The 15467-nt window shown below is 71.3% G+C and carries 16 protein-coding genes; 2 read left to right on the top strand and 14 right to left on the bottom strand.

Annotated elements, in window-relative coordinates:
• Positions 1-46 precede the first annotated feature (46 nt).
• From ICW72_RS00565 to ICW72_RS00500, 14 genes are all read right to left on the bottom strand, one after another.
• On the bottom strand, positions 47-940 hold the full coding sequence (locus tag ICW72_RS00565) for a DMT family transporter (RefSeq protein WP_191084447.1): 894 nt from the start codon (positions 938-940) through the stop codon (positions 47-49).
• Between the two features lie 209 nt (positions 941-1149).
• Entirely contained in the window at positions 1150-1662 is a 513-nt protein-coding gene (locus tag ICW72_RS00560) for a cysteine dioxygenase family protein (RefSeq protein WP_191084446.1), read from the bottom strand.
• A gap of 4 nt (positions 1663-1666) precedes the next feature.
• Complete coding sequence (locus ICW72_RS00555; protein ID WP_191084445.1) at positions 1667-2350, bottom strand: GntR family transcriptional regulator; 684 nt, start codon at positions 2348-2350, stop codon at positions 1667-1669.
• A 53-nt stretch (positions 2351-2403) separates the two neighbouring features.
• Complete coding sequence (locus ICW72_RS00550; protein ID WP_191084444.1) at positions 2404-3192, bottom strand: alpha/beta hydrolase; 789 nt, start codon at positions 3190-3192, stop codon at positions 2404-2406.
• Positions 3193-3197: 5 nt separating this feature from the next.
• The gene (locus ICW72_RS00545) at positions 3198-4178 is read right to left on the bottom strand and encodes a Bug family tripartite tricarboxylate transporter substrate binding protein (RefSeq protein WP_191084443.1); all 981 of its coding nucleotides are present in this window, start codon (positions 4176-4178) and stop codon (positions 3198-3200) included.
• A gap of 201 nt (positions 4179-4379) precedes the next feature.
• Entirely contained in the window at positions 4380-4562 is a 183-nt protein-coding gene (locus ICW72_RS20465; protein WP_223880729.1) for a cold-shock protein, read from the bottom strand.
• 8 nt (positions 4563-4570) lie between these two features.
• On the bottom strand, positions 4571-5179 hold the full coding sequence (locus ICW72_RS20460; protein WP_223880728.1) for a cold shock domain-containing protein: 609 nt from the start codon (positions 5177-5179) through the stop codon (positions 4571-4573).
• A 97-nt stretch (positions 5180-5276) separates the two neighbouring features.
• The gene (locus tag ICW72_RS00530; protein ID WP_191084442.1) at positions 5277-6542 is read right to left on the bottom strand and encodes an NAD(P)/FAD-dependent oxidoreductase; all 1266 of its coding nucleotides are present in this window, start codon (positions 6540-6542) and stop codon (positions 5277-5279) included.
• Positions 6542-6937, bottom strand: a complete 396-nt coding sequence (locus ICW72_RS00525; RefSeq protein ID WP_191084441.1) for an AtzH-like domain-containing protein — start codon at positions 6935-6937, stop codon at positions 6542-6544. The genes ICW72_RS00530 and ICW72_RS00525 overlap by 1 nt, the downstream gene beginning before the upstream one ends.
• Positions 6938-7017: 80 nt before the next feature.
• Positions 7018-7812: an FAD binding domain-containing protein gene (locus tag ICW72_RS00520; protein WP_191084440.1), complete on the bottom strand. Its 795-nt coding sequence runs from the start codon at positions 7810-7812 to the stop codon at positions 7018-7020.
• Between the two features lie 17 nt (positions 7813-7829).
• The gene (locus tag ICW72_RS00515) at positions 7830-10199 is read right to left on the bottom strand and encodes a xanthine dehydrogenase family protein molybdopterin-binding subunit (protein WP_191084439.1); all 2370 of its coding nucleotides are present in this window, start codon (positions 10197-10199) and stop codon (positions 7830-7832) included.
• A gap of 116 nt (positions 10200-10315) precedes the next feature.
• Entirely contained in the window at positions 10316-10819 is a 504-nt protein-coding gene (locus tag ICW72_RS00510; RefSeq protein WP_191084438.1) for a (2Fe-2S)-binding protein, read from the bottom strand.
• 83 nt (positions 10820-10902) lie between these two features.
• Positions 10903-11250, bottom strand: a complete 348-nt coding sequence (locus tag ICW72_RS00505) for a nuclear transport factor 2 family protein (RefSeq protein WP_191084437.1) — start codon at positions 11248-11250, stop codon at positions 10903-10905.
• Positions 11251-11322: 72 nt separating this feature from the next.
• Positions 11323-12018 (bottom strand): cysteine hydrolase family protein, encoded by a 696-nt coding sequence (locus tag ICW72_RS00500; protein WP_191084436.1) that lies wholly within the window; start codon positions 12016-12018, stop codon positions 11323-11325.
• Between the two features lie 271 nt (positions 12019-12289).
• Between ICW72_RS00500 and mgtE the strand changes: the two genes are divergently transcribed.
• Positions 12290-13615, top strand: coding sequence for a magnesium transporter (gene mgtE / locus ICW72_RS00495; RefSeq protein WP_191084435.1), 1326 nt, complete (start codon positions 12290-12292; stop codon positions 13613-13615).
• Positions 13612-15411 carry an SLC13 family permease gene (locus tag ICW72_RS00490; RefSeq protein WP_191084434.1) on the top strand — a complete coding sequence of 600 codons (1800 nt, stop codon included), beginning with the start codon at positions 13612-13614 and terminating at the stop codon, positions 15409-15411. The genes mgtE and ICW72_RS00490 overlap by 4 nt, the downstream gene beginning before the upstream one ends.
• The last annotated feature ends 56 nt before the right edge of the window (positions 15412-15467 follow it).

The raw sequence follows: 15467 nt of genomic DNA, 5'->3' as shown, positions 1-15467 counted from the left end.
CCGATGTTGCGGTGCAAGGCGCCCTGCGTCCAGGGCCGGCGCGTGCTCAGCCCAGCCGGCGGCCGGTGAAGAGCACCGCCACCAGCATCGCGCCCGCCGCGAGCCCCGCGCCGATCGCCTTGAACCAGCCGATGGGCTCGGCCAGGAAGAAGGCGGCCATCAGCAGCCCCATCACCGGCACCAGCACCGAGATGGTGCCGGCGCGCGTGGCCCCCAGCGTCTCCACGCAGCGGGCGAAGAGGAACATGGAGACGACGCCCAGCAGCAGCCCCTGCGCCACGATCATCCAGGCGATGAGGGTGATGGGCTGGGCGAAGAATTCCTCGGCGCGGAAGGCCAGGAACAGCGGCAGCACCATGGGCGCCGACACCACCGAGACCGCGGCCGTGGCCGGGATGGCCGGCACCTGCCAGCGCCGCAGCAGCACGGTGAACAGGCCCCAGGTGGCGCCGGCCAGCACGAGCAATATGTCGCCGCGCCAAGCGCCCGGATGCAAACCCAGCCCGTCCCAGCCGATCAGCAGCACGCCCAGCAGCATGACCCCGAGGGCCGCGGCACGGCCGGCCGTCGGGCGCTCGCGCAGCAGCCACCAGGCGGCCAGCGCCGCGACCACCGGCCCCGTCATGGGCGCGATGGTGGCGCCATGGCTCGCCGGCGCGAAATAGAGGGCGGTCACGAAGAAGCTGAGGTTCACCGCACCCCCGGTGACGCTCAGCGCCAGCAGCTTCCAGGGGCCGAGGGCCGCCAGCACATGCCGCTCCCGCCAGGCCAGCGGCGCCAGCAGCAGCGCGCCCGGGATGTAGCGGCAGAAGAGCAGGTCCAGCGCGTGCAGCCCCTGCCCCGCCAGCGCATTGCGGGCCACGACGGCATGGCCGCTCCAGATGAAGGCCGCGGCCGCGCCGAAGAGCAGGCCGAGCAGGGCTTTGGGCGGCAGGTTCACGGGCGGAGGCGGCGCGTCACAAGGCCAGGAGACGCGGCGGGGGCCGCGCGGTCAACCGCGGCGTGGGTTGGGGCTTGGGCGCGTGGGGCGCGGGGCTGGCCGCCTTACCATCTTACTATCTTACTATCTTACCGGGGATGGCCTGCTGGGCACGGCGCGGCCCGAGGCGGACATCACCATGCGCCCGCGCACCCCGAAAAGTCCAGCATTCAGCCCAGGATGAGGTTCACCCGGTCGCCGAAATCCTCGAAGGGCACGCCATAGACATGGATGGACACCGCCACCTGCGCCGAGCAATTGGCCAAGCGATGGATCAGATCGGGGTCGGCGGGGCCATGGCTCACATCGCCCGCCCGGCGCAGATGCACGGAATCCGGCACGGGCGGGGCGCCCGGCGTGTAGTAATGCTCGCTCAGCACGCCCTGGTGGACGCCCAGCGCGCACCAGGTGCGGTGGGCATGGACGGGCGACATCTGCCCGGGCCGCCAGACCAACGCCACCACAGCGTATTCCCCGGCCGGGTCGGCGTGCAGCAGATGCCGCACATAGCGGTCCGGATTACAGGGGCAGTCGCGGCCCGAGAGCAGGCGCGGGTCCCGCATGTGCGGCGCCAGGGCCTCGGCGACCGCGAGGTGCCGGCGGGCCAGCGGCGCGCGGGCGGCGGCGGCCACATCGGCCAGCATCCGGTCGAGGGCGGTGTCGAGGGGCAGAATCACGTTCATGGGGCTACACCGCCGTCATCGCATCGGGGGCCGTCAGCGCCGCCAGCACCATCTCGCGGCTGGCGGCGACCTGTTGGTGCATGAGGGCGGCCGCGGCCTCGCCCTGGCCGAGCGCCAGGCGCTCCACCAGCTCATGGTGCTCATGCGCCATTTCCATGGTGCGGTCGCGCCGGCGCAGGCCCAGCACCAGCATGCGCGTGCTTTCGTCCAGCATCCGGTCGAGCTGCCGGGCGAGGCGGCCATTGCCCGAGAGTTCCGCAATGGCGACATGGAAGCGCTTGTTGGCGTCGAGGTAGCACATGGCGCTCTCGGCATCGCCGCAATCATAGCCCTCGGCGCAGACGGCATCGAGGCGGGCCAGCATCTGCGTGTCCACGCGGCCGGCGGCGCGGCGGGCGGCCTCGGGCTCCAGCAGCAGGCGCAGGTCGAACACCTCATGGATGTCGCGGATGGTGACGAGGCTGACCATCCAGCCCCGGCGCGGCACGGCCTGGACGAGGCCATCCTCGGCCAGCCGCGCGAGGGCGGCGCGGATGGGCGCCTTGCCCATGTCCAGGCGTTGGGCGGCGGCGGCCTCGGAAATGGTCTCACCGGGGGCGAGGCGGGTGGAAAGGATGTCGCGCCGGAGGGCGGCGACGGCCTGTTCGGTCAGCGAGGGCGGCGCCTCGATGGGCGTGAGCAGCGACATGACGCGTGGAGTATCACTGACATGTCAGGCGCCGTCCAGTGGAATTTCGCGTCTCAAGCCAGCAGCGGCGCGGCGGCGACGGCCATCCGCGCATTCACATGCGCGACCCCGGGCACGGTGATGAGGCGCCAGCCGAAGGGCACGCCCTCGGATGCGGCCAGCGCCTGGGCGGCGGCGTAGAAGTTCCGGCCCCGCTCCAGCCGGTTCAGCCCCTGCCGGTCGGTCATGGCGTCACGCCGCAGGCTGGGGTGGTGCGGGTCGGTGTCGGCCTCGCCCAGCAGGATCACCACGTCGCGGCCCAAGGCGGCGCGCAGCGACGCGGGGTCCAGCGGCACGCCGCCCAACCCGTGCGGGAAGGGCGTGCCGGTGTCGGGGAAGGAATACCAGCCGGCATTGGCGATGACGACGCGCCGCGCCCGCGCCGCCCCGGTCAGCAGCAGGTGCCGATGGACGAATTGCGCGCCGGCGGAATGGCCATAGAGGGCGAAGTCCCGGCCAGGCGTGTCGCCCTCGGCGGCCAGCGCCGCGTCCACCGCCGCCTCCAGCGCGCCGAAGCGCCATTCCGCGCGGGGTGCGCGGGCATTGCCCTGGCTGAATTGCCGGGCGCCGGGGAACTCGCTTTGGGAGAATTCGGGGCAGAGCAGCAGGAAGCCATGCGCCTCGGCATGGGGCGCCCAGGCATCGCGGTAGCCATCGGCGTTGCGCCCCACCCCATGCACCACCACGACCACCCTGCCCCCCGGCCGCCATCCGGCGGGGCGGTGCAGATGGACGGGCGGCACGGGCGCGGCACCGGGCAGCGAAAGCGCCGCCCCACCCAGCAGAAGGGCGCGGCGGCGCATGGCGGTCAGTCCACCCGCGCGCCGGAGACGCGCACCACCTCGCCCCAGCGCGCGATGTCCTGGCGCTGGATGGCGGCGAATTCGGCGGGGGTGAAGACCGTGGGGGGCGTGATGCCCTGGGTGTCCATCAGCCAGGCGCGGAATTCCGGCGTCTGCAGGATCTTCGTCACCTCGGCCGACATGCGCTCCAGGATGGGGGCCGGCAGGTTGGCGGGGCCGAACAGCCCATACCAGGTGGTGCTGACGAAGCCGGGCAGGTTGCAGGCCTCGGCCACCGTGGGCACGTCCGGCAGGCTGGGCAGGCGCTCGGCGGTGGTCACGGCCAGCGCGCGGGCCTGGCCCTGGCGCACCATGCCGATGCCGGGGCCCGACTGGTTGAAGAACAGGTCCACATCGCCGCTCAGCAGCGCCAGCGCCGCACCCGGCTGGCCGCGGAAGGGCACATGGGTGATGTCCACGCCCGCCGCCGCGTTGAACTGCGCGCCGGCCAGGTGGGTGGAGGCGCCATTGCCCGTGCTGGAGAAGTTCAGCCGGCCCGGATTGGCGCGGGCCGCGGCCAGCACCGTCGCGCAATCGGTGAATTGCGGCCGGCGCTCGGCGCTGACCAGCATGAGGTTCGGCACATCGCCCAGATGCGCGATGGGCGTGAAGTCCCGCACCACGTCGAAGGGCAGGCTGCGGTAGAGGCTGGCATTGATGGCATGGGTGCCGGCCGTGCCGAAGTAGAAGGTGTAGCCATCGGGCCGCGACTTCGCGACATGGTCGGAGCCGATATTGCCGCCCGCCCCGGTCCGGTTGTCCACCACGATGGGCTGGCCCAGCGCGCGGCTCAGCGGCTCGGCCAGGCGGCGCTGGTAGATGTCCACGCCCGAGCCGTTCGGGAAGCCGCCGATCAGCGTGATGGGGCGGCTGGGCCAGGCGGCCTGGGCGCTGGCGATGGCGGGGGTGGCAAGCAGGGGCAGCGCAAGAAGCGAACGGCGGCGCATGGGTCAGTCTCCGGTCTGGTTGCCGGCAATCTAGGCCAAGCCAGCGGGATTTCGAAACATGGGCGCGCGCTGCCTTCTTCGGCCATGGGCCGGCCCGGCGCCGCAAGGCTGGGCAAAATGCCCAGGAGAGAGACGGCGCCACAAACGAAAAAAGCCCCGCGGCTTTCGCCACGGGGCCCGGAACCGGCGTGGGTCGCGCCGTTACTTGATGCCGACGGCCTGGCGACCGCGCTGGCCGTCCCGCACGTCGAGCGAGACCTTCTCACCCTGCTGCAGGTCGGTGCGGCCGGCGCGCGTCAGCACGGAGGAGTGGAGGAACACGTCCTGGCCACCATCTTCCGGCGTCACGAAGCCGAAGCCGCGCACCTGGTCGAACCACTTCACGGTGCCGTTCAGCGGATAGACGGGGCCGCTGCCCTCGTCGAAGTTGCGCCGGGGGCCACGGTCGCCGCCGCCACCGAAGCCACCACCGCCGCCGCCAAAGCCGCCGCCGCGCGGGCCGCCGAAGCCGCCACCGCCTCCGCCGAAACCACCGCCGCCGCCGCCGAATTCACGCCGGGGGGGACGATCGCCGAAGCCGCCGGGGGCGCCGAAATCGCGCCGGGGGGGACGGTCACCGAAGCCACCGCCGCCGCCAAAGCCGCCACCGGGGCCGCCGAAGTCACGCCGGGGGGACGATCGCCGAAATCGCGCCGGGGGGGGCGGTCGCCGAAGCCGCCGCGGGGGGCGCCGCCGCCAGCGCCGCCGCCGGGGCCGCGCTTCAGCTCGGTGATGCGGGTCACCAGCCGCCGGCCCTGCCGGTCGGAGCCGATCTCGCACACCAGGATGTCGTCGGTGTCGGGTTGGTCCACATTGGCATCGGTCAGGGCCGAGGCGTGGAAGAACACGTCCTGCCCATCAGGGCCGAGCACGAAGCCGAAGCCCTTCCGCCCGTTATACCACTTCACCTTGGCCTCGATCAGGCCGCCCTCGCCGCCATCAGGCGAATAATCGTCAGACACGTTGCTCTTCAACCCATAAACACGTCACGGCCGAACGGGATGCCAGGCCGCCGTCGTCACAATGGCATTGTCCGCGACGCAATGCACGGGAAAAGCGTCAAGGAAAACGCGCGGGCGCGTAGGGGGTGGCGTCCGGCGCCGAGGGGCGTCCGGCCAGCATCGCGGCCAGGATTTCCGCCGAGCGCGGGGCCGCCACCAGCCCCACATGGCCATGGCCGAAGCCATGGAGGATGTCCGGACAGGCGCGGGCGGGGCCGATCACGGGCAACCCATCGGGCATGGAGGGGCGGTGGCCCATCCAGAACCGCACGCGTTCGGCCGGCAGGTCGCGCGGGAGGCCAGGGAAGCTGCGCAGCAGGTGGTCGCGCAGGATTTCGGCGCGCTTCCAGTTGGGCGCGGCCTCGATTCCGGCGATCTCGACCTGGCCCGCGCAGCGCAGGCCGCGATCGGTCATCGTCACGCTCATCTTGCCATCGGAGGGCATCATGGGGGTGCGGGGGCCGGCCTCGGGCGCCTCGACCATGGCGTGGTAGCCGCGCTCGCTCTCCAGCGGCAGGTTGTCGCCGGCGGCGCGGGCGAGCGCCTTGGAATGGGCGCCGGCGCAGATGATGGCGCGGTCGGCGGGGACCTCGCCCTGGTCGGTGGTGACGGCGCGCAGCCGCCCGCCCTCGATGCGGAAGCCCGTGGCGCGGGCCTGGACGCGGCGGGCGCCCTGGCGTTCGGCGAGCGCCACCAGCGCGGCCACATAGGCGCCGGGGTCGCGGCAATGCCCGCCCTCCTCCACGAGCACGCCGAAGCGGTAGCGGCGGTCGAGCTCGGGCTCGCGCTGGCGGAGTTCGTCCTCGGAGAGTTCCAGCCACTTCACGCCCGTCTCGGCGCGGACGCGCCAGGCCAGGGCCTCCGCCTCGAAATCCGCGCGGGAGGGGTAGATGTAGAGCAGGCCGCGCCGTTCGATGAGGTGGCCGACGCCCGCCTCCTCGGCCAGAGCGGCGTGCAGCTCGGGGGCGCCGCGGACCAGGGCGCGGAGGGCATGGCCCGTGCGCATCACCTTCGCCTCGGTCCAGCCCGAGGCGAGGTAGCGCGTCAGCCAGGGCGCCACGCGCGGGAAGTAGGACCAGCGGATGGCCAGCGGCCCCAGCGGGTCCATGAGGAATTTCGGCACCTTGCGCCACAGCCCCGGCAAGGCGGGCGGCACCACGCTGGCGGGGCTGAGCCAGCAGCCATTGCCGTAGCTGGCGGCCTGTTCGCCGCCGGGGGTGCCGGGCTCGATGAGGGTGACGGCGAAGCCCTCGCGCTGGGCGGCCAGCGCCGCGCAGGCGCCCATGATGCCGCCGCCGATGATGGCGACCTGGGTGGTGGTCATCACGCCCGCCCGGGATCTTGTCCCGCCAGCAGCGAGACATGGGCCGACACCACCCGCCAGCCGAGCTCCGGCAGGCGCACCATGATCTTGGTCTCGCGGCCGATCAGCCCCGTGCCCACGCGCTCATATTCGAGGTGGGTGCAGGCGAAGTCCTGGCCGAAGCTGGTGATGTGGACGCGCCGCTGCACGCGCTGCGCATAGGCCTTCACCGAGGCGCGGAAGCCCCGGATGGCCTCGATCCCGTAGAGGATTTCCGTGATGCCGAAGCGCACCGTGCGCGGATCGGCCCAGAAGATCTCGTTCAGGATCTCGGTGCGGTTGTTCATCAGCGCGTCCTCGTAGCGATCGAAGACGGCGCGGGCCTCGGCGATGACGGAGGGGTTGTCCAGTTCCATGGCGCGCACCTTGCCCCCGGCGCGCGAAAAGCAAAAGGGCCGCGCCCCGTGCGGAGCGCGGCCCTTCGCGGAGGATTGCCTCAGCCCGCGGCGGCGACCGCCCGCTTCGCCATCACCGTGACCAGGTGCGCGCGATACTCGGCGCTGCCATGGATGTCGCTGTTCAGGTCCTCGGCGGACTGCTTCACGCCCGCCACCGCATCGGCGGACCAGTTGGACGAAAGCGCCGCCTCCATCTCCGACTGCCGGAAGACGCAGGCGGCCGCGCCATTGATGGCCACGCGCACGCCCATCGGCCCCTTGGAGACGAAGGCACCGGCCATGACGTAGCGGCTGGCCGGGTTGCGCATCTTGGCGTAGCCCGCCTTCTCCGGGATGGGGAATTCGACCGCCACCAGGATCTCGTCATGTTCGAGGGCGGTGGTGAACATCCCCAGGAAGAAATCGTCCGCCGCGATCTTGCGCTTGCTGGTGTGGACGGTGGCGCCCAGCCCCAGCACCGCCGCCGGATAATCCGCCGCCGGGTCGTTGTTGGAGACGGAACCACCCAGCGTGCCGCGGTTGCGCACCTGCTGGTCGCCGATGTGCTGGGCCATGTAGGCCAGGGCCGGGATGGCGGACTTCACCTCGGCGCTGTTCGCCACCTCATGGTGGCGAGTCAGCGCGCCGATGATGAGCGCGTTCCCCTCGCGCCGGACGCCGCGCATCTCCGCGATGCCCGAGAGGTCCACCAGCGAGGAAGGCTTGTTCAGCCGGTGCTTCAGCGCGGGCAGCAGGGTGTGCCCGCCGGAGACGGCCTTGGCATCCGGGTCCGAAGCCAGGAGCTTCACGGCATCGGCCACGGAAGAGGGCTTGTGATAGGCGAAATCGTACATCGGGGGCTCCTGAGACGTCAGCGCTTGCCGTGGATGATGGACCAGATCTTTTCCTGTGTCGCGGGCATCTCGACATGGGAAATGTCGTAGTCGCGCAGCGCGTCCACCACCGCGTTGATGACGGCGGGCGGCGAGCCGATGGCCCCCACCTCGCCGCAGCCCTTCACCCCCAGCGGGTTGTGGGTGCAGAGGGTGGTGTGGGTGGCGACGCTGACCGGGGCCAGGTCATCGGCGCGCGGCATGGTGTAGTCCATCATGGAGGCCGAGAGCAGCTGGCCGTGGCTGTCATAGACGCAGCCCTCCAGCAGCGCCTGGCCGATGCCCTGGGCGACGCCGCCCTGCACCTGGCCCTCCACGATCATGGGGTTGATGACGCGGCCGACATCATCCACCGCGGTGAAGTTCACCATGCGGACCTCGCCCGTCTCGACCTCGATCTCCACCTCCGCGATGTGGCAGCCGCCGGGATAGGTGAAGTTCTTGGGGTCGTAGAAGGCGGTCTCCTCCAGCCCCGGCTCGATCTCATCAATCGGGTAGTTGTGGGGCACATAGGCGGCGAGGCTGATATCCGTCAGGCTCTTGGTCTTGTCGGTGCCGGCCACGCGGAAGGTGCCGCGTTCGAACTCCACATCCTCGACCGAGGCTTCCATCAGATGGGCCGCGATGCGCTTGCCCTTGGCGATGATCTTGTCCATCGCCTTGTCCATCGCGCTGCCCCCCACGGCGAGGCTGCGGCTGCCATAGGTGCCCATGCCGAAGGGGATCTTGGCCGTGTCGCCATGGACGATGTCCACATTGGCGATGGAGACGCCGAGCTTGTCCGCGATGAGCTGCGCGAAGGTCGTCTCATGGCCCTGGCCATGGCTGTGCGTGCCGGTCAGCACGGTGACGGAACCGGTGGGGTGGACGCGGATGGTGCCGACCTCATAGAGGCCCGCCCGCGCGCCGAGGCTGCCCACCACCGCCGAGGGCGCGATGCCGCAGGCCTCGAGATAGGTCGAGATGCCGATGCCGCGCAGCTTGCCGCGCGACTTCGCTTCCGCCCGGCGCTGCTCGAAGCTGGCCCAGCCCGCCGTCTCCAGCGCCTGGTTCAGCGTGGAGAAATAGTCGCCGCTGTCATACTGGAGTGCGACGGGCGTCTGGTAGGGGAAGGCGTCGGTCGGGATGAAGTTGCGCCGGCGCAGCTCCACCTTGTCGAAGCCGCACTGCTTGGCCGCCACATCCACCAGGCGCTCCAGCAGATAGGTGGCCTCCGGCCGGCCCGCGCCGCGATAGGCGTCCACCGGCACGGTATTGGTGAAGACGGCCTTCACCTCGGCATAGATCGCGGGCGTCGAATACACCCCGGCCAGCAGCGTGGCGTAGAGATAGGTCGGCACACAGGGCGCGAAGGTGGAGAGATAGGCGCCCATGTTCGCCTGGGTGTGGACGCGCAGCCCCAGGAATTTTCCGTCCTTGTCGAGGGCCAGTTCGGCGCGGCTGATGTGGTCGCGGCCATGGGCGTCGGACATGAAGGATTCCGACCGATCCGCCGTCCACTTCACCGGCCGCCCCAGCTTCGCCGCCGCCCAGGTGACGATGGCCTCCTCGGCGTAGTGGTAGATCTTGGAGCCGAAGCCGCCCCCCACATCGGGCGCCACCACGCGCAGCTTGCTCTCCGGAATTTGCAGCACGAAGGCGCCCATCAGCAGGCGGATCACGTGCGGGTTCTGGCTGGTGGTGTAGAGGGTGTGCTCGCCCGTGGTGGTGTCATAGTCGCCGATGGCCGCGCGCGGCTCCATGGCGTTGGGGACGAGGCGGTTGTTGGTGGTCTCGAAGACCACGGTGTGGGCGGCGGCGGCGAAGGCCGCGTCGGTCGCGCCCTTGTCGCCGATGTGCCAGTCGTAGCAGAGGTTGGACGGGTTGTCGTCATGCACGGCCGGCGCGCCGGGCGCCTGGGCCTGCGTCATGGTGACGGAGGCGGGCAGCACCTCGTACTCCACATGGATGTGTTCGGCCGCGTCGCGGGCCTGCTGGCGGGTTTCCGCCACCACCACCGCCACCGGGTCGCCCACATGGCGCACCTTGCCCTCGGCGAGCACGGGGTGCTTCGGCTCCGCCATCGGCGTGCCGTCCTTGTTGTGGATCTGCCAGCCGCAGGGAATGCCGCCGATCGCGGCCAGGTCCGCGCTGGTATAGATGGCGGCCACACCGGGCATCGCCGCCGCCGCCGCCGTGTCCACGCCCTTGATGCGCGCATGGGCGTGCGGGCTGCGGAGAATATAGGCGTGCGCCTGGCCGGGGCGGTTGATGTCGTCCGTGTATTGCCCGCGGCCGGAGAGGAAGCGCAGATCTTCCTTGCGCCTCACGCTCGCGCCGATGCCCTCGAAGGGGGTGACGACGTTCATCTTCGTTCTCTCCCTCAAGGCCGGCGTTGCCGGGGCGGGATAGCCCCGGGCGCCTTGGCCCCATAGCGCCCGTATTCCCGCCGCGGCTTATGCCGCCGCGTGCGGGAAGCGCGGCCTTATTCGGCGGCGGCGGCCACCGTCTCGCGCCTTCCGTGCATCACCTCCTGCGCGGCGGCGATGGCCTTCACGATGTTGTGGTAGCCGGTGCAGCGGCAGAGATTGCCCTCCAGCCCCTCGCGGATTTCCTTCTCGGAAAGGCCCTGCGGGTTCTTGGCCACGAGGTCCACGGCCGACATCACCATGCCGGGGGTGCAGAAGCCGCATTGCAGGGCGTGGTATTCGCGGAAGGCCTCCTGCATCGGGTGCAGGGTGCCGTCGGCCTTGGCCAGCCCCTCGATGGTGGTGACCTGGGCGCCGTCGCACATCACGGCCAGCGTGGTGCAGGACTTCACGCTCTCGCCATCCACATGCACGACGCAGGCGCCGCACTGGCTGGTGTCGCAGCCGACATGGGTGCCGGTCAGGCGCAGCTTCTCGCGCAGCAGCTCCACCAGCAGGGTGCGGCCCTCGACCTCGACCGTGTGCTGCTTGCCGTTCACCGTCAGCGAAACCTGAGGCATGGACTGCCCTCCCCTGCGTTCGAATTCGATGCCGAAGGTTGCCCCTGCCATGGGCGCCGTCAAGCGCCCGGCCGGGCCGGCCTTCAGTAGAAGAAGCGTTCCTCGATGATGGCCCCGCCCGCCACCGTGTAAAGCCCGATCTCGGCCATGGTCATGCGCGCCCCGTCCTCCTTGCGCGTGAAGTCGAGGCCGAAGCGCAGGCCGAACTGGTCCCCGTGGAGGAAGGGGCCCTCCACCGTGAAGCTGTGGACCTCGTGGTTGGCCATCCACCATGCGCTCTTGGCCTCGACGGCCGCGCGGCCCTCGCAGCGGGCCATGGGGCCCTCCATGGCCTCCAGGCTGACCACATCCTCGGACCAGAAGCGGGTTTCCTCGCCCCGCCCCTCCTTCAGGGCGGCGGTGAAGGCCTCGGCGACTTCGCGTGGCGTCATGCTGGGCGTTCCTCGGTCAGTGCGAGGCTAGCGCCCCACCACCCCCGCAAGCAACGGGAATTCCATGCCGGTTCAACGGGGCAGGAAGCCCAGCAGCTCCTCCGCCGTCATCACCTCGCAATAGATGCGGTTCAGGATGCGCAGCTCCTGCTCATGCTCCGCCTGGCTGCCGGCGGCGCAGGCATCCTCCACCAGGATCACGTCGAAGCTCTCATCGGCCAGCGAGCGCACGGTGGAACTGACGCATTGGTCGGTGAAGATGCCGGTGGCCACCACATGCGTGATGCCCATGTTCTGCAGCACCAGGCGCAGATTGGTGCCGGTCAGCGCCGAATCCGTGGTCTTGGTCACCTGGATCTCATCGGGCCGCGGGGCGAGGTCCGGCACCACCTGCGATTCCCACTCATCCTTGGGCAGCAGCAGATCGTTCCAGCCGGGCTTGCGCTGGCTGAGCGAACGGTCCCGCCCATCGGGCAGCAGGGCGGCGATTCGCGCGAAGACCACGGGGTTCCCGCCCGTCCGGAAGGCCTCCATCAGCCGCGCGATGGTGGGGATGACGGTGCCGTGCATCCGCGCATGGAAGGGCGTCCAGCGGTGGTAGCGCGCCAGCTCCTCGCCTTGCAGCGTCGCGGGGTCGGGCCGGGCCAGGTAGGTGTTCTGCACGTCAATGACCAGCAGCGCCACGCGGCCTTGCACCAGCACCGGGTCCGGCGCCTCGGGGGCGCCTTCGTAGTAGAAGGAGCGCCAGGCGGTCTTCCAGCTTTCCATGCGGCCATTCCCCGTTGCCCGACGGAAAGCCTAGGCCCCGGGCGCGCCATGGCAAGTCGCATTGACCCGGAACCCCCCGCGCTGGCATATGCCCGCGCATCCGGCCCGCGCGGCCGGACCCCCTGGAGAACCCCGATGCCCGAAGAAGGCGACAGTCGGCGCAAGCCGACCCTCGCGACCGGACACCGCCCCGGAATGACGCCGACCGGCTGACGGTTCGCGCGTTCTCGCCGGGCGGGTCCCTCACACCTGCCCGACCGGAGAGACCGCGATGCCGCCCACGACCGACGCGCAAACCCTCGACCTCGCACCCGAGACCGCCGCCTCCCTGCACCCGGCCGACCTGGCCGCCCTGCTCTCGCGCCGGCCGGCGCAGGCGGGCTGGGCCATCATGGCCGCCCTGCCGCTGTCCCGCCGCGCCGAGGCCTTCGGCTACCTGGACCCCACCTTGCAACTCGGCATGGCGCGCGCCGCCCCCCCGCGCGACTTCGCGGCGCTGGTCACCGCCATGGACGCGGATGAGCGCGCGGACCTCTGGGCGCGCCTCGGCCCCGAGGCGCAGGAGGCGCTGCTGCCGGCGCTCGCCGCCGCCGAGCGCGAGGACATCCGCCGCCTCGCCGCCTACCCTTCCGGCACGGCGGGCGCGGTGATGACCAGCGAATACGCCGTGCTGCGCGGCGAGCTCACGGCGCGCGACGCCATCGAGGCGCTGCGCGGCCAGGCGCATTCCAAGGAGACGATCCACATCGCCTATGTGCTGTCGCCGCAGCGGCGGCTGCTGGGCACCGTCAGCCTGGAGGATCTGGTGCTGGCCCCCGCCGGGCGCCTGGTCGAGGCGCTGATGCGGCGCGACCCGCCCGTGGTCCACGCCCAGGACAAGGCCGAGGAAGCCGCCCGCGCCATCGCCCGCTACGACCTTCCCGCCATCCCCGTCATCAATGGGGGGGAGATGATGGTCGGCATCATCACCGCCGACGACGCCATGGACGTGGCCGAGGCCGAGGCGACGGATGATTTCCACAAGGCCGGCGGTTCCAACTCGCTCGGCGTCTCCATGCTGAACGCGACGGTGGGGCTGCTCTACCGCAAGCGCATCTCCTGGCTGGTGGTGCTGGTCTTCGCCAACATCTTCTCGGGTGCCGGCATCGCGGCCTTCGAGGATGTGATCGCGGCCAATGTGGCCCTCGTCTTCTTCCTGCCCCTGCTCATTGACAGCGGGGGCAATGCCGGCAGCCAGTCGGCCACGCTGATGGTGCGGGCGCTGGCCACCGGCGAGGCGCGGATGGGCGACTGGGCGCGCATGCTCCGGCGCGAGGTGACGGTGGCCGCCCTGCTGGGCCTGACCATGGCGGGCGCGGTCTCGATGCTCGGGCTGGTGCGCGGCGGGCCCGAGATCGCGGTGGTGGTGGCGCTGACCATGGTCTGCGTGGTGCTGGTGGGCAGTGTCATCGGCCTCTCCTTGCCCTTCCTGCTCAGCCGGTTGAAGGTGGACCCGGCGACGGCCTCGGCCCCGCTCATCACCTCCATCGCCGATGCCAGCGGGGTGCTGATCTATTTCGGCATCGCCTCCGCCCTGCTGGTGAACCCCACGACATGACCTTTCCCCAGGCCGCCATCCTTGGAATTCTCGCCGCGGCCATCCTGCTCTTCCTCTGGGGGCGCTGGCGGCACGATTTGGTGGCCATGGGGGCGCTGCTGGCGGCGGTGGCGGCGGGGCTGGTGGCGCCGGGCGACGCCTTCGCGGGCTTCGGCCACCCGGCCGTCATCACCGTCGCCTGCGTGCTGGTGCTGAGCGCGGCACTCCAGGCCAGCGGCGCGGTGGACATGCTGACGCGCAACGCCATCCCGCGCAGCACGGGGCCGACACTGACGCTGGCGGCGCTGTGCATATTGGCGGCCACGCTCTCGGCCTTCATGAACAATGTGGGCGCGCTGGCGCTGCTCATGCCGGTGGCGATCCAGGTCTCGGGGCGGCTGGGCCTGCCGCCGGGGCGGGTGCTGATGCCGCTCGCCTTCGCCTCCATCCTGGGCGGGATGACCACGCTGATCGGCACGCCGCCCAACCTCATCGTCTCGGGCTTCCGCGCGGAGGCCACGGGCGGCAACGGCTTCGCCATGTTCGACTTCGCGGGGGTGGGGGTGGCGGTGACGCTGGCCGGCCTCGCCCTCATCCTGCTGGGCGGCTGGCGGCTGATCCCGGCGCGGCCGGTCAGCGGCGCCGAGGGTTTCGCCACCGGCCCCTATCTGACGGAAGCCCGCGTGCCCGAGGGGGCCAAGGCCGCCGGCATGACGCTGAACGCCATCGAGGCCGCGCTGCGCGAGAGCGACGCCCAGGTGCTGGGCTTGGTGCGGAACGAGCGCCGCATCGCCGCCCCCCACCCCTTCCGCGAGGTGCACCCGGACGACATCCTGCTGATCCGCGCCGAGCCGGAGGCGCTGGCCAGCGCGCTCTCCGATCTCGGCCTGCGGCTGGAGGAGGACCTGCCCGACGCCGCCGCGCAGTCCGAGCGTGTGAAGGGTGCGGCCCTGCAATCCGAGCAGGTGGTGCTGGCGGAATTCGTGGTGCGGCCCCGCGCCGAGATCGCGGGCCGTTCCGCCACGGACCTGCACCTGCGGCGGCGCTATGGCGTGAACCTGCTGGCCGTCTCGCGCCGCGGGGCGCGCGTGGCGGCGCGCATGCGCGGGATGAGCCTGCGCGAGGGCGATGTGCTGCTCATGCAGGGCTCGGAGGAGGCGCTGGGGGAGGTCGCGCAGACCTATGGCCTGGTGCCGTTGGCCGCGCGCGAGCTGCGCCTGCCCGATGGCCGCCGCGCCACCCTGGCCGGCGCCGTCATGGCGCTGGCGGTGGGCGGTGCCGCCTTCGGCCTGCTGCCGGCCGCCATTTCCTTCGCGGCCGGCGTGCTGGCGGTGCTGGCGCTGGGCCTGCTGCCGCTGCGCCGCCTCTATGATTCGGTGGATTGGCCCGTGGTGGTGCTGCTGGGCGCGCTGCTGCCGGTGGCCGACGCCATGGCGACCACGGGGGCCGCGGACATGCTGGCCGGGCTGCTGCTGGCGCCCGTGGCCGCGCTGGGGCCGGCGGCGGCGCTGGCGCTGATCATGGCCGTGACCATGACGCTGTCGGACTTCATGAACAATGCGGGCACGGCGGCGGTGATGTGCCCGGTGGCGCTGGGCACGGCGTCGCAGCTCGGCGCCTCGCCCGATGCCTTCCTGATGGCGGTGGCGATCGGCGCCTCCTGCGCCTTCCTCACCCCCATCGGGCACCAGAACAACACGCTGATCCTGGGGCCGGGGGGGCTGCGCTTCGGCGACTACTGGCGGCTGGGTTTGCCGCTGGAGATCGTGGTGCTGGCGGTGGCCGTGCCCTCGCTGCTGTTCTTCTGGCCGCCCTGATGTGTCAGGGCGGGGTTCAGCGTCTTCGGCGGTGCCGCCTCGACGCATCCCGGCCT

The sequence above is a fragment of the Roseococcus microcysteis genome (genome assembly GCF_014764365.1).
Lineage (GTDB): Bacteria > Pseudomonadota > Alphaproteobacteria > Acetobacterales > Acetobacteraceae > Roseococcus > Roseococcus microcysteis.
The sequence above is the reverse complement of the archived record's forward strand: the minus strand, read 5'-3'. Positions and strand labels throughout refer to the sequence as shown.